Here is a 21,985-nt window from a genome sequence, read left to right as displayed (position 1 = left end):
CCGGAGCAGTGGAAATGACCGCACCGATCCAAAACCTCCGACAGTTCCTCGCCCTCCTGGAAGAGCAGGGGGAACTGAGCCGCATCGAGGCCGGGACCGACCCCATCCTGGAGATCGCCGCCATTACCGACCGGGTCTGCAAACAGACGGGCGGCGGTCGGGCGCTCCTCTTCCTGCATCCGAAAGGGAGCAGCCGCCCCGTTGCTACCAACCTGTTCGGCTCCCTCCGGCGGGTGTGCCTGGCCCTGGGGGTGGACCGTATCGACCAGCTGACGGAGCGCATGGCAGGGCTGCTCGCTCCGCTGCCGGAACTGGACATCGCCGGCCTCGACCGCCAGGTCGGCGCCCTGCCGGAGTTCTCCCGTTTCGTGCCGGTTGCCGGGCAGGACCCCGACCTCATGGCCATGGAGACACCCGACCTGGGCGGGTTCCCCTTTCTCCAGAGCTGGCCGGGGGATGGCGCCGGCGAGGGGCATGGGCGCTACATCACCCTGCCCCAGGTGTTCACCGTTGCCCCGGACGGCACCAGCCCCAACTGCGGCATGTACCGCTGCCAGGTGCGCGGGCCCCGGGAACTGGCCGTGCGCTGGCATCCGGGGAGCGGCGCGGCCCGACATTTCGAGGCTTACCGCCGCCGGGGCGAGCCGATGCCGGTGGCGATCGCCCTGGGCGGCCCCCCGGCGGCGCTCTTCAGCGCCCTGCTGCCGTTGCCGGGCGACCTGGACGAGATGACCTTTGCCGGGTTCCTGCGGGGCGCCCCCCTTGAGCTTGCCGCCTGCCGGAGCGTCCCCCTGCGGGTTCCGGCCGGGTGCGAGGTGGTGATCGAGGGGCATGCCGAGCCGGACGGGACGGTGATGGAAGGCCCATTCGGCAACCATACCGGCTTCTACGCGTCCGTAGCGCCGGTCCCCCTGGTGCGGGTGACCGCCATCAGCCTCAGGGCGGATGCCGTTATCCCGGCAACCCTGGTGGGGCCGCCCCCCATGGAGGACTGCTGGATGGCCGCGGCCTGGGAACGGCTGCTGCTGGCCGTTGTGCGCCGCGTGGCGCCGGCGGTGGCCGATATCCGTTTTCCCCGGGAATGGGTCTTCCACCAGAGCGCCATCATTTCCCTTGAAAACCCGCGCCCCGGCATGGTAAGGGAGATTGCCGGCCTGCTCTGGCATACCCCCTGGTTCAGGGCTGCCCGCCTGCTGCTCTTTGTCGCTGCGGACGGCATTCCGGCGGACCTCTCCCGTGCGGCCTGGCGCGGCATCAATCTGGTGGACGATAGCCTTGACCTGATCCGCGACGAGAGCGGTACGCGGTTGGCGCTGGATGCCACCGGCAGCCGCGCGCCCCGGTTACCGGTCGTCACGGATGGGGCCATAGCGGAACAGGTGGCGCGACGGTGGCGGGAATACGGGTTTTAGAAATCTAAATCTGCCACGAAGCCGCAGGCACAGAGAAAGCCAAAGACGTAATCAATGAAGGTTGAGATTCTCCTCTGTCTCTCTGCGGCGAACTATTTTTTATTTTTAGGAAGGTTATTCGTAATGATAGCTATGGCAACGGAAACAAGACTCATGCGTAAGATCACCGTCTTTCTGGAGATGATCAAATTTTCCCACACCGTCTTTGCGCTCCCCTTTGCCCTGACCGGGGCACTCCTGGCGGCAAACGGCCTTCCCAGCGGTCGCCAGGTCCTCTGGATCATCCTGGCCATGGCCGGCGCCCGGACGGCGGCCATGGGGTTGAACCGCCTCATCGACGCCGAGATCGACGCCAAAAACCCCCGTACCGCCAACCGCGCCATCCCGGCCGGGCTGATCGGCAAGGGGGCAACCCTGGTCTTCATCGTCGCGGCCACGCTGCTGTTGCTCTTTGCCGCCACGATGCTCAACCCGCTCTGCCTGAAGCTGGCCCCCGTGGCCATCTTCTTTCTGGTGCTCTACTCCTTTTGCAAGCGCTTTACCGCCCTGGCCCACGTGGTGCTGGGGATCTGCCTGGCAGCGGCCCCCATGGGGGCCTGGGTCGCCATTCGCGGCAACATCGATACCCCCGCCCTGATCCTGGGGGGTGTCGTGCTCTTCTGGGTGGCCGGTTTCGACATCCTCTACGCCCTCCAGGACCTGGAGTTCGACCGCGCCGCCGGGCTGCACTCCATCCCGGTCGTGCTGGGGGTGGCAGGATCGCTCTGGGCGGCACGCCTGTTCCACCTGGTGATGCTGGGGCTGCTTCTTTTGCTGTTCGTCACCATGCACCTGGGGGTACTGTTCCTGGTCGGCATCCTGGTTGCCAGTGCCATGCTGCTGTACGAACACCTGCTGCTCAAGGACGGTAACCTGGACAAACTGGACGCGGCCTTTTTCAACATGAACGGCTATATCAGCATCGCCATCCTGGCCTTCACGGCAGCCGACCTGCTGGTGAAGTGGCCATGACCGCGCAGAAGAGGGTGTTCGTCGCCCTGACCGGGGCGTCAGGCTCGATCTACGGGATCCGCCTGATGGAGGAACTCCTCAAGCGGGGCTTCCTGCTCACCGTGGCGGCCAGCGAGAGCGGGCAACTGGTCTGCCGCGAGGAGACCGGCCTGGACCTGGGGGGCGATCCTCCCGCTGCCACCGCACGGCTCTGCGCCCATCTCGGGGTGAAACTGGGGGTGGAGGTGGTGGCGGCCGACGACCTCTTGGCCTGCGCCGCCAGCGGTTCCGCCGCGCCGGCGGCCATGGTCGTGGCGCCGTGCAGTATGGGCACCCTGGCGCGCATCGCCTGCGGTACCTCCGGCAATCTGATCGAGCGGGCGGCGGACGTGATGCTCAAGGAGCGCCGCCCCCTGCTGCTGGTCCCGCGGGAGACGCCGCTCTCGGAGATCCATCTGGAGAACATGCTCAAGCTGGCCCGCGCCGGGGTCCGCATCATCCCGGCCATGCCGGCCTTCTACCACCAACCGGCAACCATCGACGACCTGGTGAACTTCGTGGTGGGCAAGGTCCTGGACCAATTGGACATCCCCAACGAGCTCTTCAAGCGCTGGGGTGAGCGCTGACGCCCCGCACCACCATGCCTCCCCTGCCGCCGCCCATTGCCGCCTACCTGCGCAGCCGTGGCGTCGCCGCCCCCTGGCAGATCCAAGGCCTGCCCGCCGGGCCGTTCACGGGCGCCGTGGTCATCCCCGCTCTGGCGGAGAGCCGCCCCCTCCCCCTGATGCTCCGTTCCCTTGCCGCCAATCCGCCCGATGCCCGCTCCGGTTTCCTGATCCTGGTGGTGGTCAACCAGCGCAGCGACGCTCCCCCCGAGGAACTGGCCGATAATCGGGCCACCCTGGAGGCGTTGCCCGCCTGGAAACGGGAGTACGGGTTGGAGCATCTGCACTGGGTGGATGCCGCCTCGCCGGGCAAGGAACTGCCGCCGAAACAGGGGGTGGGGCTGGCGCGCAAGATCGGCCTGGACCTGGCCCTGGGGCATTTGGATTTTGCCGGGGGGGATCCGCTGCTGATCTGCCTCGATGCCGATACCATCGTCCAGCCCGACTATCTGGCGGCCATCGACCGGCATTTTAAGGATACCTGTGCAGGGGGGGCGAGCATCCCCTATCGCCATCGTCCGGCCGCCGATCCGGCCGGCCAGGGGGCCATCGACCGCTACGAATTATTCCTGCGAACCTATGTGCTGGGGCTGGAACAGGCCGGTTCCCCCTATGCCTTTCATACCGTGGGGAGCGCCATGGCCTGCCGGGCATCGGCCTACGCCGCCAGCGGGGGGATGAACCGCCGCCTGGCAGGCGAGGACTTCTACTTTCTCCAGCAGGTGCACAAGGTGGCCGGGGTTGCGCCCCTGGCCGGCACCATCGTCCACCCCTCACCCCGCGCTTCCCATCGGGTCCCCTTCGGCACCGGCCGCGCAGTGGGAGATATGCTCGCGTCCGGCGGGGAGCGGCTGCTCTTTTATCAGCCGGTGCTGTTCGGGATTCTGGGGGAATGGCTGGCGTGCGTGGTGGGACATGGCGGGGCGGACGGCGCCGAACTGTTGCGCCGGTCGGTCGGGATTTCGCCCCATCTGGCCGGTTTTCTGGAACAGGCCGGCTTTGGCGCGGCCTGGGACAACCTGCTGCGGCACACCCCCGACGAAAAGAGGCTGATGAGCGCCTTTCACGGCTGGTTCGATGCTTTCCGCACCATGCGCCTGCTGCATCACTTAAGCGACAGCGCCTGGCCGCGCATCCCGCCGGAGCAGGCCGTGGGGCCGCTGCTGGAACGGTCCGGGCAGGATGCGCCGGTTGGTGTGGCCGGGCTGCTGGCGCGGCTGAGGGCGCTCCAGGGGGTGTGAGAAGATGCGGGAATGATAAAGGGCGCACCGTCTGTCGACGGTGCGCCCTTTTAGTTTATCCATACCGCAAGCTGTGTGTCAGTTTTTCGCTTGCACCGCCTCGGCCACGGCCCGGCCCAGGGCCCGGCACTGTTCCAAGGCGTCTTCCCTGGGGTTGAAAGGGGTGCGGACCGATTCGCCCACCAGCTTGAAACCGATCCCCTTCAGCCGCTCCTCGGCCATCTTGCACGCCTCGCCGCTCCAGCCGTAGCTGCCGAATACCGCCGCCAGACTGCTCTTGAGCTTGACGGTGCTGAGGTAGGCCAACACGTCCCACATCGGCTTGGGGATGTCGCGGTTGATGGTGGGGATGCCGAAGATGAGGGCCTCGGCCTCTTCCATGATGTTGCGCACCTCGTCGGCGCCCAAATGGCTGATGTGATAACTGATGACCTCCACGCCGTTGGCCCTGGCCCCGTCGGCCACCGCCGTGGCCATCTTTTCCGTGTTGCCGTGGGGCGACAGGTAGAGGATGAAGATTTTTTTCACCAGGGTCGTCGGCTTGCTCCAACTCTCGAACTGCTCGATGGCCTTCCACGGGTCCTGCCTGATGATCGGTCCGTGGCTCGGACAGATCATGTCGATCACGTCGTGGCGGATCTTCTCCACGGCGGAAAGAACCTTGTCCTTGAAGGGGCGCATGAGGCAGTCGTAGTAGAACCGGCGGGCCGAGGAGAGGTCCTCGACCTCGTCGTTGAAGAGGTGCCCCGGACTGCAATAATGGGCGCCGAAAGCATCGCAGGTGAAGAGGATGTTGTCCTCCTCCAGACGGGTGAACATGGTGTCGGGCCAGTGCAGGAAAGGGGCCATGATGAAACGCAACCTACGGCCGCCCAGATCGATGGTATCGCCGTCCTTGACGACCTGGGAGGCGAACGGTTTGTGTATCAGGTTGCCGAGGAAGGTCTTGGCGGCGGTGGTGGATACCACCGTGGCCTGGGGGCAGTGCTCCAGCAGGTAGGAGACCGACCCGGAATGGTCGGGCTCGGCATGGTTGACGATGATGTAGTCGATGCTTTTGGGATCGACCAGGGATTTGATCTTGTCCATGAACTCATCGGCCCGTTTGCCCTTGACCGTGTCGATGATGGCGATCTTCTCGCTCCCCTTGAGGAGGTAGGAGTTGTAGGTGGTGCCGTGTTCGGTGGGGAAGAGGTCGTCAAAGATGCGCAGGTCCGGGTCTTCCGACCCGATCCAGTAAAGTCCCGGTTTGATTTCAACGGTTCCCAGCATGGTGGTAGTTCTCCTTTTCGTCGTTTCTTCCGTGAACCACGACGGCGCTGTCGCAAATTCCCATTCTTGATAAATTTTGTCCTTTATTATACCAAACCATTTACCCATGGACAAGATATATCAGAAGAAGGGGGTTGTGCCGGGGGCCTTGATCTGCTACAAATTTAGTCATGAGCGAGATTGTTCGGACGAGAATCGATGCCTTGCGGCCGCTTCTGAAGGACGCGGACCCGGACGTGCGCGATGCCGTTGCCACGGCGATCGAACGGTTGGAAGCCACCGGCAGCATCGACGAGATACTCCACGCCCTGAAAACCGGAAATATGGGCGCGCGGGTTGCCGCCATCCATGCCCTGGGCGAGATCGGCGGCGAACGGGTGGTCGCTCCGCTGGTCTACTGCGCCGGCCGGCCGGAGGCCGACATCCGCTCCGCAGCCGTGGAGGCGCTCGGCCGACTGGCCGTTCCGTCCACACTACCGGTGCTGCTGGAGCGTCTCGATGATGAAAATGGCGCCATCCGGGCGCGGGCGATAGGGGCCGTGGCCCGGTTTCTCCCCTCGCCGGCTTTGTACGAACGGCTGCGTCCGTTTCTGGAAGCGGCGGATGGTGCCCTTGAAGCCGAGGCCGCCCTGGCCCTGGCCAAACTCAGCGATCTTTCGTCCGAGGGGCGCATCGCGGCGCTCCTCGCCTCGCCCCACGCCTCCACCCGCCAGGCCGCCGCTACGGCCCTGAGCCTGCTCCCGCTGGAGTTCCTCTTCTTCCCGGCACCCGACACCGGAAAATAACGGCCTGACGGTATCCACCATCAGTAATGCCCGCGATTGATCAGGCTCCCCACATCGATATTCTTCAGGAGCGGGTCCACTACCGCCGCAATCCTGGCATAGCTCGAGCCGTCACGTTCAACCAGACGCTGCTCTCGGGGCTGGGGGAGGCGGGCGCCGTCCGGTGCGAATACTATTCTGACCACCGGCGCCTCTTCATCCAGCGGGTTGGGGCGATGGACGAGCGCTATCTCGTTGTTGTCCAGGCGTACCAGCGTCCCAACCGGGTACTTGCCCATCATCTCCACGAAGCGGGTCACCAGATCGCCGTCCAGGATGGTCCCCATCAGTTTCTGCATCACCCCGAGGGCGGCCCGGGGGGTGATGGGGTGCTGGTAGACCCGCAGGGTGGTGATGGCGTCGTAGGTGTCGGCGATGGCGATGATGTCGATCATCCGGTCGTAGTCGAACCCGCGGGCCCATTCGGGGTAACCGTTGCGGTTGTAGTGCAGGTGGTGTCCCAGCACGGCCTGGCCGACCCGGGGACTGAGCCCTTCCATCTCGCGGATGATCTTGGCGCCCAGTTCCGAGTGGCGCTTCATCTCATGGAATTCCGCGCTGGATAACTTGCCCGGCTTGTTGACGATCTCCTTCGGGATCATGGTCTTGCCGATGTCGTGCAGCTGCCCCGCGATGCCGGCCTCCTTGACGCCCTCCGCGTCCATGCCGAAGGCGGCCCCCAGGGACATGGCCAGCACCCCAACGTTGACGCAGTGGTTGAAGGTATAGTTGTCGTAGTCCTTGATCATGGCAAGCCCCAGGAGGGTGGAGGGGTCGCGCATGGTGATGCCGACCAGCCGGTCCACCACGCCGATCACCGGGGCGCTGCTGGGGATCCGCCCCTGCTCGATATCGCGGCAGACGCCCCGGATCGCTCCCAGGGCCTGGCCGTAGGTCGCCAGGGCGTAGCCCTCCTCCCCATCCTCAGCGTCCCTGTCCTCCGGCAGGGTGGGGCGCGCCACCAGGATGTGGCGTATTTCCTTCTGTTTCATACGGGCGCAGAGCTCGTCGAATCCGGCCGAGGTGTCGGCAAGAAGGCGCACGAACCCCTGGAGCTCGTCAAAGGTAAGTCCGCTCCCCATGACGATCCGGTCGATCTCCTTTTCCATCATCCGGTTGGTCAGATCGGCGACGGCGGTTGAGGGGGTGATGAAGAGATGTTTCCCGAAGAACATGACGCCGTCGATGACCCCCCAGGTAATCTCCCCGGCTTGGGCCAGAGCGGTGCCGAAAAGTCTGTCCAGTTCGAGCAGGGGCCGACGGATGGCGGGGTGGGATTCGGGGTAGAAGGCGATGCCCTTGACCGCCCCGGAAAAGAGGGTGATCATCCGCAAGGCGAGTTGTTTGTCCAGCTCCTCCATAGTCAGTCCTTTGCCCGTCCGATGGCGTCGAGCGCTTCGGTGCAGGCGCGGGCCAGCTCTCCCGAGCCGCGGGCCTTTTTCTTCAGGGCCGGCAGGGCTCGGCCGTCGTCCAGCCTGGCCAGGGTAGCGGCAATGGCGATCTTGAGCTGGGTCCAACGGCTCCGCGCGAGCAGATGCCTGCCTTCGAGGAGTCGTACGAGACGGGGGGTTGCCCGCCGGTCGCCGATCATGGCGATTGCCGCCAGGGCATCGCATTTCAGAGGGAGGTTTTGCAGGAACCGGTCGTCGTCGCAGGCGATCTGCAACAGCACGGCAAGGGCCTTGCGGCTCTTCATGCCGCCAAGGGAGGCGATCGCCTGGGGCCACAACGCCGCATCGGTGCTGCGCAGTATGGCGATGATGGCCGCTTCCGCCTGCCGCCCGCCGATTTTTGCCAGGCTGCGTATGGTCTCCTTGGCAACCCTGCCGTCGGAGTGCCGCAGGCATCTCTCCAACTCGGGAACCGCTGCCCGGCTGCCGATATCGCCCAGGATAGCGGCCAGGTTCCTGACGACATACCAGCGATTGTCGTTCAGCATGGGGAGGATGGATGCAACAGCGGATTCCCCCTGGCGCCCCAGCAATTGGATCAGCTTCTTGCGTACGGCCGGATTGTCGGTCAGAGCCATCTTTTCAACGGCGCGATTGAGGGTCGCCTGGCCGCCGGCAGCCACGAGAGCCTGGGCGCCCCGGGGGGAAACCCCGTTGACGGAGCCCAGGCTCTCAAGGACAAACTCGAGGAACTCCTCCTGTGCGGCAAGCTGTTCAAGTCCGAAGCGCGCAACCGCCATGATCTTTTTCCCGCGCCCCGGATCTGAGGTATGCTGTGCGAACAGCTCCGCCAGGGGGAGTACCGCGGTCGGTTCGTGGCGGGCCATGAGCGTCTCGCAGCAGATAATGCCCTGGCGGGCGAGCATGGGGTAGATGTCTTCGTCAACGGTCGTGCTCAGACGGCTCAGGAGGGCGTGTAGCGCCTGTTCCGGGTCGGCGTCTCCGGCTGAGGGGGCGGAAGGTTCCGGGGTGACCGGGAATTCCAGGTCCGCGTCTTCGATCTCGTCAAGCCCCGGCGGAACCACCCCCCGGGACTCGATCTCGCGGCGCTTGCCCCCAATGGCAGCGAGATCGAATTCGTTGGCCCAGATGGTGCGGATGCCGTGCCCGCCCATGACCTTCTCCAGGCCGCCGGCTTCCTGGATGGCGTCGGGGGGCAGGGAGACTATCCTGATGAAGTCCAGCAGGTCTTCCTGGAAGAGGTCGCGGAGAAAGGTAATCTTTTGCGCGCGCCGGGCAAAAAGCTCGAAGGAGAGGGAAGCGGCTATGTGCATGCCGTCCTGGAGCGGCTCTCCGTTTGGCAGGCTAAATCCGCCGCGCCCGCACAGCAGGGAAAGGTCGTTGCCGTCCAGGGCGCGCTGGAGGGAAAGGTGCGCCTGGAGGATACTGTTTTTGTGGCTGGGGTGCCCCTTGGGGTAGAACTGCCATGCACGCAACGCCCGGCTGACGTTGCCCAGGGCATGCAGGACAGCGGGTGGCGATGAGGGAGTGATGACTTGCATGTGCGGTTCCTTGTGGATTACCGGGGTAATGTGCAATACTATACGGATTATTGCGGGTTTTTGTCAAACCTAATGCAGACCTTTGCGCCGGATACATCGGGAGCCAGGCAGCGAGATCAACCAGATCACATCATTCATAATCAAACATCGGGGGATGGAACGTGAAACAGAAAACCGTTTTTGCCTGCCAGAAGTGCGGCTGCCAGTCACCAAAATGGCTGGGGAAATGCCCCGACTGCGGCGCCTGGAACAGCATGGCCGAAGAGGCGGCCGCCAAGCCGGCCCACAGCCTGCCGGCGGGCGGCACCTCCCGTCCGGTACCGATCTGCGATGTGCCGTCCCAGTCGGAAACGCGCATAAGCTGCGGCATCGTCGAACTGGACCGGGTGTTGGGTGGCGGCATCGTCCCCGGCTCCCTGGTGTTGATCGGCGGCGACCCCGGCATCGGCAAGTCGACCCTCTTGCTCCAGGCCATGAACAACCTGGCGGCCGGCGGCGGCCAGGTGCTGTACGTGTCCGGCGAAGAGTCCGCCTCCCAGACCCGGCTGCGGGGGGAACGGCTGGGGGTCTCCCACCAGGGGCTCCTGGTCCTGGCGGAAAATTCGCTGGAGGCCATCATTGCCCATGCCGCGGCCCTCAAGCCGCAGGCGCTGGTGATCGATTCCATCCAGACGGTCTGGACCTCCTCCCTGGAATCCGCCCCCGGCAGCGTCAGCCAGGTCAGGGAATCGGCCGGTAAGCTGATGCTCTTGGCCAAGGGGCACAACATCCCGGCCTTTCTGGTGGGGCATGTCACCAAGGACGGCGCCATCGCCGGGCCGCGGGTGCTTGAACACATGGTGGACACGGTACTGTACTTCGAAGGGGACGGTAGCCACCCCTTCCGCATCCTGCGGGCGGTCAAGAACCGTTTCGGCTCCACCAACGAGATCGGCGTGTTCGAGATGAAACAGGAAGGGTTGTGCTGCGTGGACAACCCCTCGGAGCTCTTTCTTGCCGAACGCCCTCTCGGGGTGGCCGGTTCCGTGGTCACCACCTCCCTGGAGGGGAGCCGGCCGCTCCTGGTGGAGCTTCAGGCGCTGGTGAGCCAGTCGTCCTACGGTGTTCCCCGCCGCACCACCATCGGGGTTGACCACAACCGCCTGGCGCTGTTGGTGGCGGTGCTGGAAAAAAAGGTCGGGCTGCATCTGGCCGGGCAGGATATCTTTCTCAATGCCGCCGGGGGGGTACGCCTCAACGAGCCGGCCGCCGATCTAGCCATGATCATGGCGGTGGCCTCCAGCCACCTGGACAAGGTGATTGCACCCCAGACCGTTGTCCTGGGTGAGGTGGGGCTGGCCGGAGAGGTGCGGGCCGTAACCCAGCCGGAGCAGCGCATCGCCGAGGCGGAAAAACTCGGCTTCCGGACCGCCATCCTACCGGCCGGCAACCTGAAAAGGCTCAAGAAGGGAAAGATGAAGCTCGTGGGGGTTTCTTCGGTTGAGGAAGCCATGAACCATGTTCTGGAATAGCGCCCGGCCCGGCCCGCAACCATTTTTTTCTGGACTTGCACTGCGGTAACCTATAAAATCTGTACATTTATATGAATTCAGGAGCAGGCCATGGAAGCGGAAAAGATTGAATACTTCAGAAATGTTCTGATCGATGAGATGAAATCTCTGCTCGGCGAGGCGGACAAGACGGTTACGGAAATGACCTCCGATGCGGCCAACTTTCCCGATCCCACCGACCGTGCCACCCAGGAGTCGGACCGAAACTTCGAATTGCGCATCCGCGACCGGGAGCGCAAGCTGATCAACAAGATCAAGGACGCCCTGGAGCGCATCGATGCCGGCGAATTCGGTATCTGCGAGGAGTGCGGCGAAGAAATCAGCGAAGCGCGTCTCAAGGCGCGACCGGTGACAACGCTCTGCATCAACTGCAAAATGGAAGAGGAAGAGAAAGAACGGCGTCAATAGGCACTCAGCAATCCCCGCATACCCTGCGGCAGGTGTACGACATGGAAGCCCGCACCCCTCCCAAACAGGCCGCATCCCACAAGCAACTTGTTGAGCTGACGATCCTCTATCAGTTCAGTAATACCATGCTGTCCACCATTCGCCTCAACAAACTGACCCATCTCATCCTCACCGCTCTCACCTCCGACAGCACCAGGCTCTTCGAGCGGGCGATGCTGTTCCTGCGCAACGAGAAATCGGGTGTGTTGCAGGGCATGCTCGGCGTCACCCGGGATACCGCCGGGGGGCTGAAGGTGGTCGGAGGGAAAGACGCCCTCAGCAGCCGCTGGGATATCGACGATGACGCCATTCTCCACCAGCGTGACTCCGCCTTTTCAAAACATGTCCGTGCCACCCGTATCGAGGCCAGCGCGGATTGTACCATTATCCGGCGCGTCATCCACGAACACCGCCTCTACGCACTGGGGGAGGATGACTGCCCGGTCTGCGAAAGCTGCGATTTCGTCCGCCGTCTCGGCATCGCGGCCTTTGCCGTCGCCCCCCTCATTGCCCGGGACAAAGCCCTGGGGATCATCGTCGTGGACAACCCCTCTTCGAACAAGGAGATCGGCCGCGACGACCTGCATTTTCTGCAACTCATCGCCAACCAGGCCGGCATGGCGGTTGAGAATTCCATGCTCTATAACCGCATCGAGGAGGCCCACTCCAACCTGCGTGATGCCCGGGAACGGCTCGTCCACGGCGAACGCCTGGCAGCCATCGGCGAGATGGCGGCCAACCTGGCCCACGAACTCAAAAATCCGCTCATAACCATCGGCGGCTTTGCCGGGCGGCTGGTCAAGGGGCTTCCCGGCACTTCCCGCGAACATCACTACGCCGACACCATCGTGAAGGAGATCGGCCGGCTGGAGCGGATGCTGGCCGACATCCTGGCTTTCTCCCGCAAACCGACCATCTGCTACAGCGCCTGCGATGCGGGCGATATCCTGAGGGATTGTTTTGCCAGCTGCACTACGACCCTTGAGGACCATTGCGTCTCGCTCGCCACCTCCTTTGAAGACGGCCCCTGGCCGATCCTTGGTGATGCGCATCAACTCAAGCAGGTTTTTCTGAATCTCATGCTGAACGCCTGCGAAGCGATGCCTGACGGAGGCTCGCTCCATGTGACGCTCAAAAAAGTATCCCTTGACAAAAAATGCATATTGGTTAGCATACAGGACTCGGGTGGAGGCATGCCGGCCGACATGCTGCCGAAGATTTTCACTCCGTTTTTTACCACCAAACCCCATGGCACGGGCTTGGGACTTGCCATCGTCAACCGCATCCTGCAGAATCACGGCGGTAGTATCAAAGCGAGAAACGAAGGCAGGGGCGCGGTGTTCACCGTCACCCTGCCACAGGTGGAAGCACAATAAATTCATGCAATCTGGGGCTGTAGCTCAGTTGGGAGAGCGATGCGTTCGCAACGCATAGGTCGACGGTTCGATCCCGTTCAGCTCCACCAGATATACCGAGGGCATACGATATGGTTCGTAGGCCCTCGCGTTTTTCAGGCCGTTTCCCCATTCACGCCCGAGACAAATCATCCTGCTCCTCAAAGCTGCCCACTCCACATATCGACTGCTCATTACCGATGCAATGAGAGCGCTTGCCTTTTAGAGACGATTATTCCAAAATAATTGGATGCTGTTGATTGCCGGGCTATGTCGTTACCGGTCGGGCGCAGTCCAAATCTCTCGTTGAGAAAACCCTCTATGATGCGACATTCCGAAGGACATCATGAACGCCGCAACCGCCGTATGCCGACCCTGATCCGGTTGTGGGCGCTCTTTGCCATTGCGGGGGCGATCCTTGCCATCGGTGTTCCCTTTTCCGCCGGTGCCGATACCGGTAAACGGATGGCCTCCGTCATTATCGTCGGCGGCGGGTGGGACCTGCCCCCGTACGAATTCATCGATAAGGACGGCAAGCCGGCGGGCTATAACGTGGAACTCACGAAGGCGGTGGCCGAGGTCATGGGGCTCAAGGTCGAGTTCCGCATGGGCAACTGGCCGGAGATGCGGGACAAGCTGCAAACCGGGGAGATCGACCTGCTCCAGGGGATGTTCTATACCGATGACCGGGCGAAATCCGTCGATTTTTCAAACCCGCACAATAACGTCAACCACGCCATCTTCGCCCGGCGCGGGATGCCTTCCCTGCAATCGCTGGACGGCCTGCGCGGCAAGGAGGTCATTGTCGCCCGCGGCAGCCTGATGCACGATTTTCTGGCCCGGCAAGGGATTGTCGGCAAGCTCATCCTCACCGACACCCCGGCCGACGCATTGCGGCTTTTGGCCTCCGGCGAGCATGACTACGCCGGGGTAGGGCTTTTGGGGGGAATCTACCTGACCCGGGAACTGAAGCTCACGAATATTGTCCCCGTGGTGCGGAGCGTGGTCTCGTACAAGTACTGTTTCGCGGTGAAAAAGGGCAACACGGAACTGCTGGCCGACCTCAACGAAGGCCTGGCCATCCTTAAGAAAACCGGGCAGTATCAGGCAATTCACGAAAAGTGGCTCGGTATCCAGGAATCGCCGCGCATCACCTGGAAAGAGATCGCCAAATACGTGGTGATCGCCGTCATCCCGCTCCACCTTGTTCTGCTGGGCATTATGCTCTGGTCACGCTCCCTGAAGCGGCTGGTTGCCCAGAGGACCGAATCCCTCACCACGGCGCTGCACGAATTGCAGATCAACCAGAAACAGCTTGTCCAGGCCGACAAGATGGCCGCCCTCGGCACCCTGGTGTCGGGCGTCGCCCATGAAATCAACAACCCCAACGGCCTGATCCTACTCAGTATCCCGACCCTCGTGAAGGCGCACAAGGACACGGCCTCTATCCTCGAGGAGTATTACCGCGACCATGGTGACTTTACCGTGGCAGGGCTGCCCTACTCCCGCATGAAGGCCGAAATCCCCCGCATACTTGCGGAGATGCAGGATGGCGCCCAGCGTATCAAGCGGATCGTCTATGATCTGAAGGATTTTGCCCGGCGCGACGATGCCGCCGGCAAAGAGCTCATTGATTTCAATACGACGGTGCAGACGGCGGTGCGTCTTGCCGACCCTTCGATACGAAAGGCAACGAACTCCTTCTCGGCCGATTACGGGGAGGGGCTTCCGAAGGTGTGGGGCAATGCCCAGCGGATCGAGCAGGTCATCATCAATCTGATCCTCAACGCCTGCCAGGCCCTGCCTGACACCGGCCGGGGCATTCGTCTCTCCACCGCGTACCGGAGGGCGACAACCGCCGTGGTACTCACCCTGCGGGACGAGGGGGTAGGGATCAGCCCCGAGTATATGTCCCGGTTGACGGATCCCTTCTTTACCACCAAGCGGGAGAGCGGGGGGACCGGCCTCGGATTGTCGGTTTCCGCCAAGATCGTCAGGGACCATGACGGCACCCTGACGTTCGACTCGCTGCCCGGCGAGGGGACGACCGTGACCCTTTCGTTCCCCGTTGCCCAAGAGGAGCAGACCACATGAACCAAAATCCGTATCCCAGCTTCGGGATTCTGCTGGTGGACGACGAACCGGCCTGGCTCAACATGCTTTCGATCACCCTGGAGGGGTGTGCCGGCATCACCAACATCGTTACCTGCTCGGACAGCCGGGAAGTCCTGCCGCTTCTCGACAAGGGGGGGATCGGCCTGGTGCTCCTCGACCTGACCATGCCCCACCTGACCGGCGAAGAACTCCTCAAGAGGATCGGCGAGAGCCATCCCGAGATCACCGCCATCGTGGTGAGCGGCATGAACCAGATTGCGACCGCGGTGCGCTGCATAAAGCTGGGCGCTTTCGACTATTTCATCAAGACCGACGAAGAGGACCGGATTGTGGGCGGGGTGCTCCGGGCGGTCCGCATGCTGGAGATGCAGCGGGAATACGATGAGATGTCGAGCCGGGTCGTGTCCGGGGAGTTGCGTCATCCCGAGGCGTTCACCCCTATCGTGACCGGCGACCGCTCCATGCTGGCGCTGTTCACCTATGTGGAGGCGGTGGCCAAGAGCCCCCAGCCGTTGCTCATCACCGGTGAGAGCGGCACCGGCAAGGAGTTGCTCGCCCAGGCCGCCCACAGCCTCAGCGGTTGCCGGGGGAGGCTGGTCACGGTCAATGTGGCGGGCCTCGATGACGCCGTCTTTTCCGATACGCTCTTCGGGCATGTGCGCGGCGCATTTACCGGCGCCGATTCCGTGAGGCGCGGCATGATCGAGGAAGCCGAAAACGGGACCCTCTTCCTTGACGAGATCGGCGATCTCAGCATCGCCTCCCAAGTCAAGCTGCTGCGCCTTCTCCAGGAGGGGGAGTACTTTCCCCTCGGCAGTGACCGGCCCAAGCGCCTCAAGGCGCGCATTATCGTCGCCACCCACCAGAACCTTCCGGCAAAGGAGGCCGAAGGCTCTTTCCGCCGGGACCTGTACTACCGCCTCCGTACCCACCAGGTCCGTATCCCGCCGCTCCGGGAGCGCAAGGGCGATATCCCCCTTCTGTTGAACCACTTTCTGACCGAAGCGGCCAGCGCCCTGGGCAAGAAAAGGCCAACCCCGACCCAGGGCTTGGCCCAGTACCTCACCACCTACGGATTCCCCGGAAATATCCGCGAACTCAAGGCCATGGTCTATGATGCCGTCAGCGTACACAACGACCGGATGCTCACCATGGAACCGTTCGTCAGTGCCATTGAGCGCGCCCAGGAAGACACCGGGCCGGCCGGCGTCACTGCGGCCAAACAGAACCCCTTTGCCGGGTTCGAAGAACTTCCCACCTTTGGCGATGCCGCCGGATTCCTCGTGATGGAGGCCATGAACCGCGCCGGCGGCAACCAGACCCTGGCGGCGCGCCTTCTCGGCATCTCCCAGCCGGCCCTCAACAAACGCCTCAAGCTGCTGCGCGGCTGAAGCGGCTATAACCCCAGGTTATTTTTATAACCATTGCTCATGCCCATGCCCGGGGGTTATGGGCGCCTCTTCAGCTTTTCCCATGTTAATATCCTGAAATTACTCGAATTAATTACGTATCCACCCCATCCGCCATAGCCTCAGGTTATGCCCCTGAATCGTGCGTCAGACGCACTATCCTTAAAAAATTATTTAATTTCATATAGTTGCAACTAGTGGGCTATCTGGCATCCTCCGTGCTCTTACTCGTGCAGATAGATATCGGCATACCCGGTACCACACAACACGAGACAGGAGGAAGCAAATGAAGCTCAACAGCATGTGGAGGATTGTAGTCGCGGTCGCCGTGATCTGCGCCAGCGGCACAACGGCATTCGCCGCGGGGCGGGTGTTCACGAGCGATGTGGTCATCATCGGAGCCGGCGGGGCCGGCATGGCCGCGGCGGTCAGCGCGGCACAGTCCGGCGCCAAGGTCACGGTGCTGGAAAAACTGCCGGTCATCGGCGGTCACACCATCATCTCCGGCGGTTCCGTCAACGCCCCCGACCCGGAGCGGCAGGCCAAGGCCGGCATCAAGGACTCCCCCGATCTGTTTTTCGAGCAGACCCTGAAAGCCGGCGATTACCGCAACGACCCCGCCGTGGTACGGGTACTGGCGGATAACGCCACCAACATGCTCAAGTGGTTCGAATCCCTCGGCCTCAAATGGGATGACCGGGTATTCGAGGCGTGGGGCGGCCTTTATCCGCGCAGCCACAACTCCGGCGCAGCCGCGGCCGGCAAGGACTACATCAGGGTGCTCAACGACAACGCCAAGAAATTGGGCGTCACCATCAAAACCAATACGAAGGTTGTCGATCTGCTCAGGGACGGCAACGAAGGTCGCGTGTACGGCGTAAAGGCGCAGAACAAGTCCGGCGGCACCGATACCTACCTGGCAAAGGCCGTCATCATCGCCAGCGGCGGGTTTACGGCAAATATCCCCATGCGCATGAAATACAACCCCCGCCTCAATGAAAAATTCCGCACCACCGCCAACCCCCAAGGCAAGGCCCTGGACGGCAGCACCGGCGACGGCATCATCATGGCCAAAAAGATCGGTGCCGACGATGTGGGCATGGATTACATCCAGTTGATCCCCTTCTCCGGCGGCCGGGTTATCGATTACGTGGGCGGTGACATCTTCGTGAACTTCGACGGCAAGCGTTTTGTCAACGAAGGGGGCCGGCGTGACGCCATTGCCGATGCGATCCTGAGCCAGCGTGGCCAGAAGATGTGGGTCATCACCGACGACCAATCCATCAAGGGTGCCAGCCTCAAGACGAAACTGGAAAAGGGGATCGTTTTCAAGGCAGACACCGTAGAAGAGATGGCCCGGAAGATGGAGGTGAATCCTGCGGTCCTGCAACAGACGCTCGACCGTTACAACCAGTACGCCAAGGACAAAAAGGACCCCGACTTCGGCAAGACCACGTTCACCCAGACCGTCGACAAGGCCCCCTACTATTTCGGCATTGAAACCGCCGACGTCCACTTTACCTGCGGCGGCCTGCGCATCAGCCCGAAAACGGAAGTGATCGACCTGGACGGCAAGGCCATCCCGGGCCTCTTTGCAGCCGGCGAGGTCACCGGCGGCATTCATGGCACCAACCGGGCCGGCGGCAACTCCCTGGCCGCCATCTTCGTCTTCGGCCGTATCGCAGGTGTGAATGCGGCTCAACTGAAGTAATTACGCTCTTCCCTGCACGAAAACTCTTGCAGGCAACGAGTAAAGCGGCAACCGGCAAAGGTTCCCTCGGCGTGTATGCCGAGGGAACCGTCAATAGCCCCTGATCTTACGATAGTGCATCGGATGGCCCCGTTCTGCACGAAGCAAAAGGAGAAACGATATGAAAAGCAAAACCATAATGATACTTGCCGCGGTCTGTGCGGTGTGCTTTGCGGGTATTCCGGCATTTTCCGGGGACTTCCTGGCCGACAAGCACAAGGCGGCAGGGCTTGACTGCAAGGACTGCCACGGCGACAAGGACAAAAGTGATGGCGTCGATATGGACAAATGCCTGAGCTGCCACGACTCGTACGCAAAGCTCAAGTTGTCCCCCAGGACGATGAAACTGCATCCCAACCCGCATGACGGACATTATCCTGACCTAGACTGCAACAACTGCCACCATGGCCATAAAGCCTTAGAGATTTACTGCGATCAGTGCCACAAAAAATAATCACGGCAAAACGTCGCAAATCAACAATCTAATCGCTTCTGAATGGTGAAAGGAGACCGGCACGTGAGACGTAAAAATAAGATCATGGCGGCGTTATTGGCCTGTGCCCTGACGGCTGCGGGCACCACCTCGGCGCTGGCGCTGGAAAACGAGTTCCACGGCATGTATCGCCTGGCCGCCGTCGATAGCAACTACCTGGGGTCCCAAGCGGCCAGTTACTATACCTACAACGGCTCCAACATGTTCGCCCAGGACCCGAAGACCGCAAATATCAGGGAACAGCACCCGGCAACGGCAAATTTTCTCGATCAGCGTCTCCGCCTCATGTATATCGCGCGGGTCGATGAAGAGTTGAAGCTGGTAACGAATTTTGAGATCAACTCCCGCTGGGGCGACAACAACTACGGCGCCGGCATTTCCGGCGGTGGGGCCGTGGGGGCCGATTACGTCAATCTCCGCACCAAGTCGGCCTACCTCGACTACACCTTCAACCTCGTCGGCGTGCCGGTCAACAGTAGGCTCGGTATCCAGCCGGTGGCCGACAGCTACAAAGGGATCATCCTCGATAACGATGCCGCCGCAGCCATCCTCTCCTCCAAAATCGGCGCAACGACCCTGACCGTGGGCTTCTCCCGCTTTGCCGACAACGGCAACCTGAACAGCTATTCCGCCACCACCGACTATACCGGCAACGGGGAGCCCACGCCGAACACCAACGGCAATCTGTTCGGCGGAGGACTGGCGGTAACAAATACCAATGGGGCAAACGGCGCTGCCTACGGCGATGTGTCCGCCGATTTCTGGACACTGGATGCCAAATACGACATCAATAACAACGTCACGGTGGGTGCCAGCTATTACCTGCTGTACAGCGACATTGCCAAAAAACTCTCCAGCACCAACGCCACGGCCAAATATCGTGAAAATGTGCACATGCTGGGGGTAAATGCAAAAGGCAAGTTCGGCCCTGCCCAGATCGACGGTTTCTTCGTCTATCAGATCGGCAGGACCACCGACCGGGATATCTATGCCTTTGCCGGCAACCTGGGGGCCAAGGTCAAGGCGGGCCCCGGCACCGTCAAGTCGGAATTTCTCTACATGAGTGGCGACAGCGGCACTTCTTCGGGCCGGACCAGTTCCTTTGCCGTCATCGGCGGCGAAGCCGGCTACACCTGCAGCGGCTTGCAGATTCTGAGCCGCGATTCTCTGGTCATGAGCAGGAACAATGCCTTCTTCTATGACAATAATGCCGGTATGGGGGTCGTTTTGGGCGTCATCGGCTACGAACTGCCCTTGACCAGTCGGCTGACGGCGAACGTCAACGCCGGTTTCGGGGCCGTGGAAAGCGTCAACTCGAAGATTGTTGCCGCATCGGGCGAGTATCTGGGCACGGAAGCCAATGTGTCCCTGCCGTTCAGGGCCAAGGAAAATCTGACGATCACACCGCGCTTTGCCTACGTGTTCCTCGGGGATTTTTACAAGAACCTGGCGGCCAACGGCAAAACGCCGGACAACCCGTACTTGGCGAGCCTGCTGGTGAATTTCAAGTTCTAGCGAGAGTCAATACTGTGTTTCAAGCCCGGGTCGGGGCCGCCGAACCCCGGCCGGGGTAGCGGGAGCCCGTGGAGTTCTCCCTCCTTCCTCCACGGGCCTTCTTTCTACCCTTGCAACAAAAGGATACGAAGTATGGAACTGCATACCTACGGACAATGCACCACCCTTGGGCACGACATGTTGATCGTCCCGCACGAGTTTACCGAGAGAAGACTCGCCTGCGACAGCCGCTACCGGAGCATCATCGGCCAGCTGGACGCCATGATCGCGCTGGTTCGGGAGAAACCGGGCGTCGACCTCACCCGGGCGTTGGACCGGCTCCAGGAGGTCATGATGGAGCACATCGGCTCGGAGAACAGCTACATGGAACTGGTGGGCTTCCCCCAGACCACCCGGCATCGCCTGCACCACCAGTTTCTCTGTGGCAACACCGCCGAGTTGGCCCGCCGCTACGGCAAGGGCCTGGAGGTGCTGCCCGGCGAGTTGGCGGATATCCGTCTGCTCTGGCTGGAGCATATCCATGTCCATGACCGGGCCTTCGAGGCATACCTGGCTGCCTAAGGGAGAAACCATGGAGACCCGCACCCTGTTCCGGGGGCTGTTCCTGATCAACTTCGCCATCACCCTGGGCTTCGGCATCGCCGACGCCTTCTTCTCCCTCTACGTCTTCAGCCTGGGGGCCAGGGGGCTGCTCCTGGGCCTGCCGCTCATCTTCTACTCCCTCTCCAAGATCATCCTCAGCCCCTTCATGGGCGCCTGGGCCGACCGCATCGGCCGCAGGAGGATCGCCGCCATTAGTCTCGGCCTCTACCTGTTCGTCTCGGTCTGCTACCTCTTCACCACCAGCCTTACCCTCATCATCCTCCTGCGCCTGCTCCAGGGGATCGGCTGCGCCATGTTCCGCCCGGTGGTGGTCTCCCTGGTGAGCGAATGCACCACGGACCACAAGCGGGCCACGGTCATGGGTACCTTCGACATCTCCTTCTACGGCGCCCTGAGCGCTGGCCCCATCGTGGGGGGCATGCTCAAGGACCTGTGGGGCTTCCGGGGGATCTTCGCCACCCTCACCCTCCTGTGCATCATCGCCCTTGTCGTGGCCCTCGTCTCCATCCCCGGCAACAAGAGCACTCCCCGGCAAACGGAACAACACGAAGGCGAACGCCTCAGGGACATCCTGAACGTCACCCGCCACAGCTCCCTGCGGGGGCTTCTGGCCTTCATCTTCGGTCGTGCCTGCAGCATCTCCCTCCTGGGCGCCTTCCTGCCGATCATGCTCACGGGCAAACTTGGACTGAACGGCAGCCGTGCCGGACTGGTCATGGCCTCCTCCACCCTGGTGATGACCCTGCTGCTGCGTCCCATGGGGATGCTCTCGGATCGTGCGCCGCGCAGATCCCTGGTGGTTGCCGGGGGCACCATCGTTTCGCTCCTCTACTTCCTGATCCCCGTGGCGGTGGGGTTCTCCCAGATCATGGCCCTGGGTTTGGGTATCGGCCTGTTCAGCGTCCTATCCCAGCCGGCCAGTACGGCGCTCTTGGTGGAGGAGGGGAGCCGCCACGGCATGGGGGTAACGGTGGGCACCTTCAACGCGGTGCTGAACCTGGGCTTCATCTCCGGGCCGCTGCTGGGCGCGGGGTTGCAGACCACCCTGGGGCTGACGGCGGTGTTCTACGCCGCCGGGGCCATGGGGCTGGGGGCGGTGGGGCTGTTTATGGTCAACGTACGGACATGGTCCGGCGGTACGGTGGACAGCACTGCCGGATAACAACGCCCCTGTTCTCATAAGCACCAGACCCGCTGAAGGCCTCCTTTCATGGCCGATATGGCTCGATATGCGAAGTTTCTGGATGAAGGCACAGTAAAATTAGTGCTATTTTTTACTATATTACGTGCTTGACACACGGTTTTGATTGGTGACATAATTTAAGCCACCATGGCGTTCACAGAGGAACACT

The 21,985-nt window shown here is 62.3% G+C and carries 18 protein-coding genes and 1 tRNA gene; 16 read left to right on the top strand and 3 right to left on the bottom strand.

The window, feature by feature from the left end:
* Nucleotides 1-14: 14 nt before the first annotated feature.
* From ET418_RS11355 to ET418_RS11340, 4 genes are all read left to right on the top strand, one after another.
* Entirely contained in the window at nt 15-1,412 is a 1,398-nt protein-coding gene (locus tag ET418_RS11355) for a UbiD family decarboxylase (RefSeq protein WP_149307736.1), read from the top strand.
* A 153-nt stretch (nt 1,413-1,565) separates the two neighbouring features.
* Nucleotides 1,566-2,423 carry a 4-hydroxybenzoate octaprenyltransferase gene (locus ET418_RS11350; protein WP_246153031.1) on the top strand — a complete coding sequence of 286 codons (858 nt, stop codon included), beginning with the start codon at nt 1,566-1,568 and terminating at the stop codon, nt 2,421-2,423.
* Nucleotides 2,420-3,028, top strand: a complete 609-nt coding sequence (locus ET418_RS11345) for a UbiX family flavin prenyltransferase (protein ID WP_149307735.1) — start codon at nt 2,420-2,422, stop codon at nt 3,026-3,028. Before ET418_RS11350 ends, ET418_RS11345 begins: the two co-directional genes overlap by 4 nt.
* A 14-nt stretch (nt 3,029-3,042) precedes the next feature.
* Nucleotides 3,043-4,308: a glycosyltransferase family 2 protein gene (locus tag ET418_RS11340; protein ID WP_149307734.1), complete on the top strand. Its 1,266-nt coding sequence runs from the start codon at nt 3,043-3,045 to the stop codon at nt 4,306-4,308.
* 78 nt (nt 4,309-4,386) lie between these two features.
* Here ET418_RS11340 and ET418_RS11335 read toward each other — a convergent pair whose 3' ends face one another.
* Nucleotides 4,387-5,580, bottom strand: coding sequence for an FprA family A-type flavoprotein (locus tag ET418_RS11335; RefSeq protein WP_149307733.1), 1,194 nt, complete (start codon nt 5,578-5,580; stop codon nt 4,387-4,389).
* A 170-nt stretch (nt 5,581-5,750) separates the two neighbouring features.
* Between ET418_RS11335 and ET418_RS11330 the strand changes: the two genes are divergently transcribed.
* The gene (locus ET418_RS11330; protein ID WP_149307732.1) at nt 5,751-6,365 is read left to right on the top strand and encodes a HEAT repeat domain-containing protein; all 615 of its coding nucleotides are present in this window, start codon (nt 5,751-5,753) and stop codon (nt 6,363-6,365) included.
* Nucleotides 6,366-6,385: 20 nt separating this feature from the next.
* Here ET418_RS11330 and ET418_RS11325 read toward each other — a convergent pair whose 3' ends face one another.
* Both ET418_RS11325 and ET418_RS11320 read right to left on the bottom strand, forming a co-directional pair.
* The gene (locus ET418_RS11325) at nt 6,386-7,765 is read right to left on the bottom strand and encodes an HD-GYP domain-containing protein (protein WP_149307731.1); all 1,380 of its coding nucleotides are present in this window, start codon (nt 7,763-7,765) and stop codon (nt 6,386-6,388) included.
* 2 nt (nt 7,766-7,767) lie between these two features.
* The gene (locus tag ET418_RS11320; protein WP_149307730.1) at nt 7,768-9,357 is read right to left on the bottom strand and encodes a HEAT repeat domain-containing protein; all 1,590 of its coding nucleotides are present in this window, start codon (nt 9,355-9,357) and stop codon (nt 7,768-7,770) included.
* A gap of 161 nt (nt 9,358-9,518) precedes the next feature.
* Here ET418_RS11320 and radA point away from each other — a divergent pair, with 161 nt between their 5' ends.
* The 11 genes from radA (at nt 9,519) to ET418_RS11265 (ending at nt 21,795) form a co-directional block, all read left to right on the top strand.
* The gene (radA, locus tag ET418_RS11315) at nt 9,519-10,868 is read left to right on the top strand and encodes a DNA repair protein RadA (protein WP_149307729.1); all 1,350 of its coding nucleotides are present in this window, start codon (nt 9,519-9,521) and stop codon (nt 10,866-10,868) included.
* 90 nt (nt 10,869-10,958) lie between these two features.
* Complete coding sequence (gene dksA, locus ET418_RS11310) at nt 10,959-11,315, top strand: RNA polymerase-binding protein DksA (RefSeq protein WP_149307728.1); 357 nt, start codon at nt 10,959-10,961, stop codon at nt 11,313-11,315.
* Between the two features lie 41 nt (nt 11,316-11,356).
* On the top strand, nt 11,357-12,730 hold the full coding sequence (locus ET418_RS11305; protein WP_149307727.1) for a GAF domain-containing sensor histidine kinase: 1,374 nt from the start codon (nt 11,357-11,359) through the stop codon (nt 12,728-12,730).
* 13 nt (nt 12,731-12,743) lie between these two features.
* Nucleotides 12,744-12,819, top strand: a tRNA-Ala gene (locus tag ET418_RS11300).
* A gap of 250 nt (nt 12,820-13,069) precedes the next feature.
* Complete coding sequence (locus tag ET418_RS11295) at nt 13,070-14,842, top strand: transporter substrate-binding domain-containing protein (RefSeq protein WP_149307726.1); 1,773 nt, start codon at nt 13,070-13,072, stop codon at nt 14,840-14,842.
* A complete protein-coding gene (locus ET418_RS11290) occupies nt 14,839-16,254 on the top strand; it encodes a sigma-54-dependent transcriptional regulator (protein ID WP_149307725.1) in 1,416 nt (471 codons plus the stop codon). The genes ET418_RS11295 and ET418_RS11290 overlap by 4 nt, the downstream gene beginning before the upstream one ends.
* 304 nt (nt 16,255-16,558) lie before the next feature.
* Nucleotides 16,559-17,983, top strand: a complete 1,425-nt coding sequence (locus ET418_RS11285) for an FAD-dependent oxidoreductase (protein ID WP_149307724.1) — start codon at nt 16,559-16,561, stop codon at nt 17,981-17,983.
* 160 nt (nt 17,984-18,143) lie between these two features.
* Nucleotides 18,144-18,476, top strand: coding sequence for a cytochrome c3 family protein (locus ET418_RS11280; protein WP_149307723.1), 333 nt, complete (start codon nt 18,144-18,146; stop codon nt 18,474-18,476).
* Nucleotides 18,477-18,539: 63 nt separating this feature from the next.
* Nucleotides 18,540-20,030 (top strand): hypothetical protein, encoded by a 1,491-nt coding sequence (locus ET418_RS11275; RefSeq protein WP_149307722.1) that lies wholly within the window; start codon nt 18,540-18,542, stop codon nt 20,028-20,030.
* A 132-nt stretch (nt 20,031-20,162) separates the two neighbouring features.
* A complete protein-coding gene (locus tag ET418_RS11270; RefSeq protein ID WP_149307721.1) occupies nt 20,163-20,591 on the top strand; it encodes a hemerythrin domain-containing protein in 429 nt (142 codons plus the stop codon).
* 10 nt (nt 20,592-20,601) lie between these two features.
* On the top strand, nt 20,602-21,795 hold the full coding sequence (locus ET418_RS11265; protein ID WP_149307720.1) for an MFS transporter: 1,194 nt from the start codon (nt 20,602-20,604) through the stop codon (nt 21,793-21,795).
* Nucleotides 21,796-21,985: the final 190 nt, after the last annotated feature.

The sequence above is a fragment of the Oryzomonas rubra genome (genome assembly GCF_008369015.1).
GTDB lineage: Bacteria > Desulfobacterota > Desulfuromonadia > Geobacterales > Pseudopelobacteraceae > Oryzomonas > Oryzomonas japonica.
The sequence above is the reverse complement of the archived record's forward strand: the minus strand, read 5'-3'. Positions and strand labels throughout refer to the sequence as shown.

Coding starts and splice junctions, on each gene's coding strand:
- ET418_RS11355 (WP_149307736.1), top strand. CDS start 15: ATGACCGCACCGATCCAAAACCTCCGACAGTTCCTCGCCCTCCTGGAA.
- ET418_RS11350 (WP_246153031.1), top strand. CDS start 1,566: ATGCGTAAGATCACCGTCTTTCTGGAGATGATCAAATTTTCCCACACC.
- ET418_RS11345 (WP_149307735.1), top strand. CDS start 2,420: ATGACCGCGCAGAAGAGGGTGTTCGTCGCCCTGACCGGGGCGTCAGGC.
- ET418_RS11340 (WP_149307734.1), top strand. CDS start 3,043: ATGCCTCCCCTGCCGCCGCCCATTGCCGCCTACCTGCGCAGCCGTGGC.
- ET418_RS11335 (WP_149307733.1), bottom strand. CDS start 5,580: ATGCTGGGAACCGTTGAAATCAAACCGGGACTTTACTGGATCGGGTCG.
- ET418_RS11330 (WP_149307732.1), top strand. CDS start 5,751: ATGAGCGAGATTGTTCGGACGAGAATCGATGCCTTGCGGCCGCTTCTG.
- ET418_RS11325 (WP_149307731.1), bottom strand. CDS start 7,765: ATGGAGGAGCTGGACAAACAACTCGCCTTGCGGATGATCACCCTCTTT.
- ET418_RS11320 (WP_149307730.1), bottom strand. CDS start 9,357: ATGCAAGTCATCACTCCCTCATCGCCACCCGCTGTCCTGCATGCCCTG.
- dksA (WP_149307728.1), top strand. CDS start 10,959: ATGGAAGCGGAAAAGATTGAATACTTCAGAAATGTTCTGATCGATGAG.
- ET418_RS11305 (WP_149307727.1), top strand. CDS start 11,357: ATGGAAGCCCGCACCCCTCCCAAACAGGCCGCATCCCACAAGCAACTT.
- ET418_RS11295 (WP_149307726.1), top strand. CDS start 13,070: ATGATGCGACATTCCGAAGGACATCATGAACGCCGCAACCGCCGTATG.
- ET418_RS11290 (WP_149307725.1), top strand. CDS start 14,839: ATGAACCAAAATCCGTATCCCAGCTTCGGGATTCTGCTGGTGGACGAC.
- ET418_RS11285 (WP_149307724.1), top strand. CDS start 16,559: ATGAAGCTCAACAGCATGTGGAGGATTGTAGTCGCGGTCGCCGTGATC.
- ET418_RS11280 (WP_149307723.1), top strand. CDS start 18,144: ATGAAAAGCAAAACCATAATGATACTTGCCGCGGTCTGTGCGGTGTGC.
- ET418_RS11270 (WP_149307721.1), top strand. CDS start 20,163: ATGGAACTGCATACCTACGGACAATGCACCACCCTTGGGCACGACATG.
- ET418_RS11265 (WP_149307720.1), top strand. CDS start 20,602: ATGGAGACCCGCACCCTGTTCCGGGGGCTGTTCCTGATCAACTTCGCC.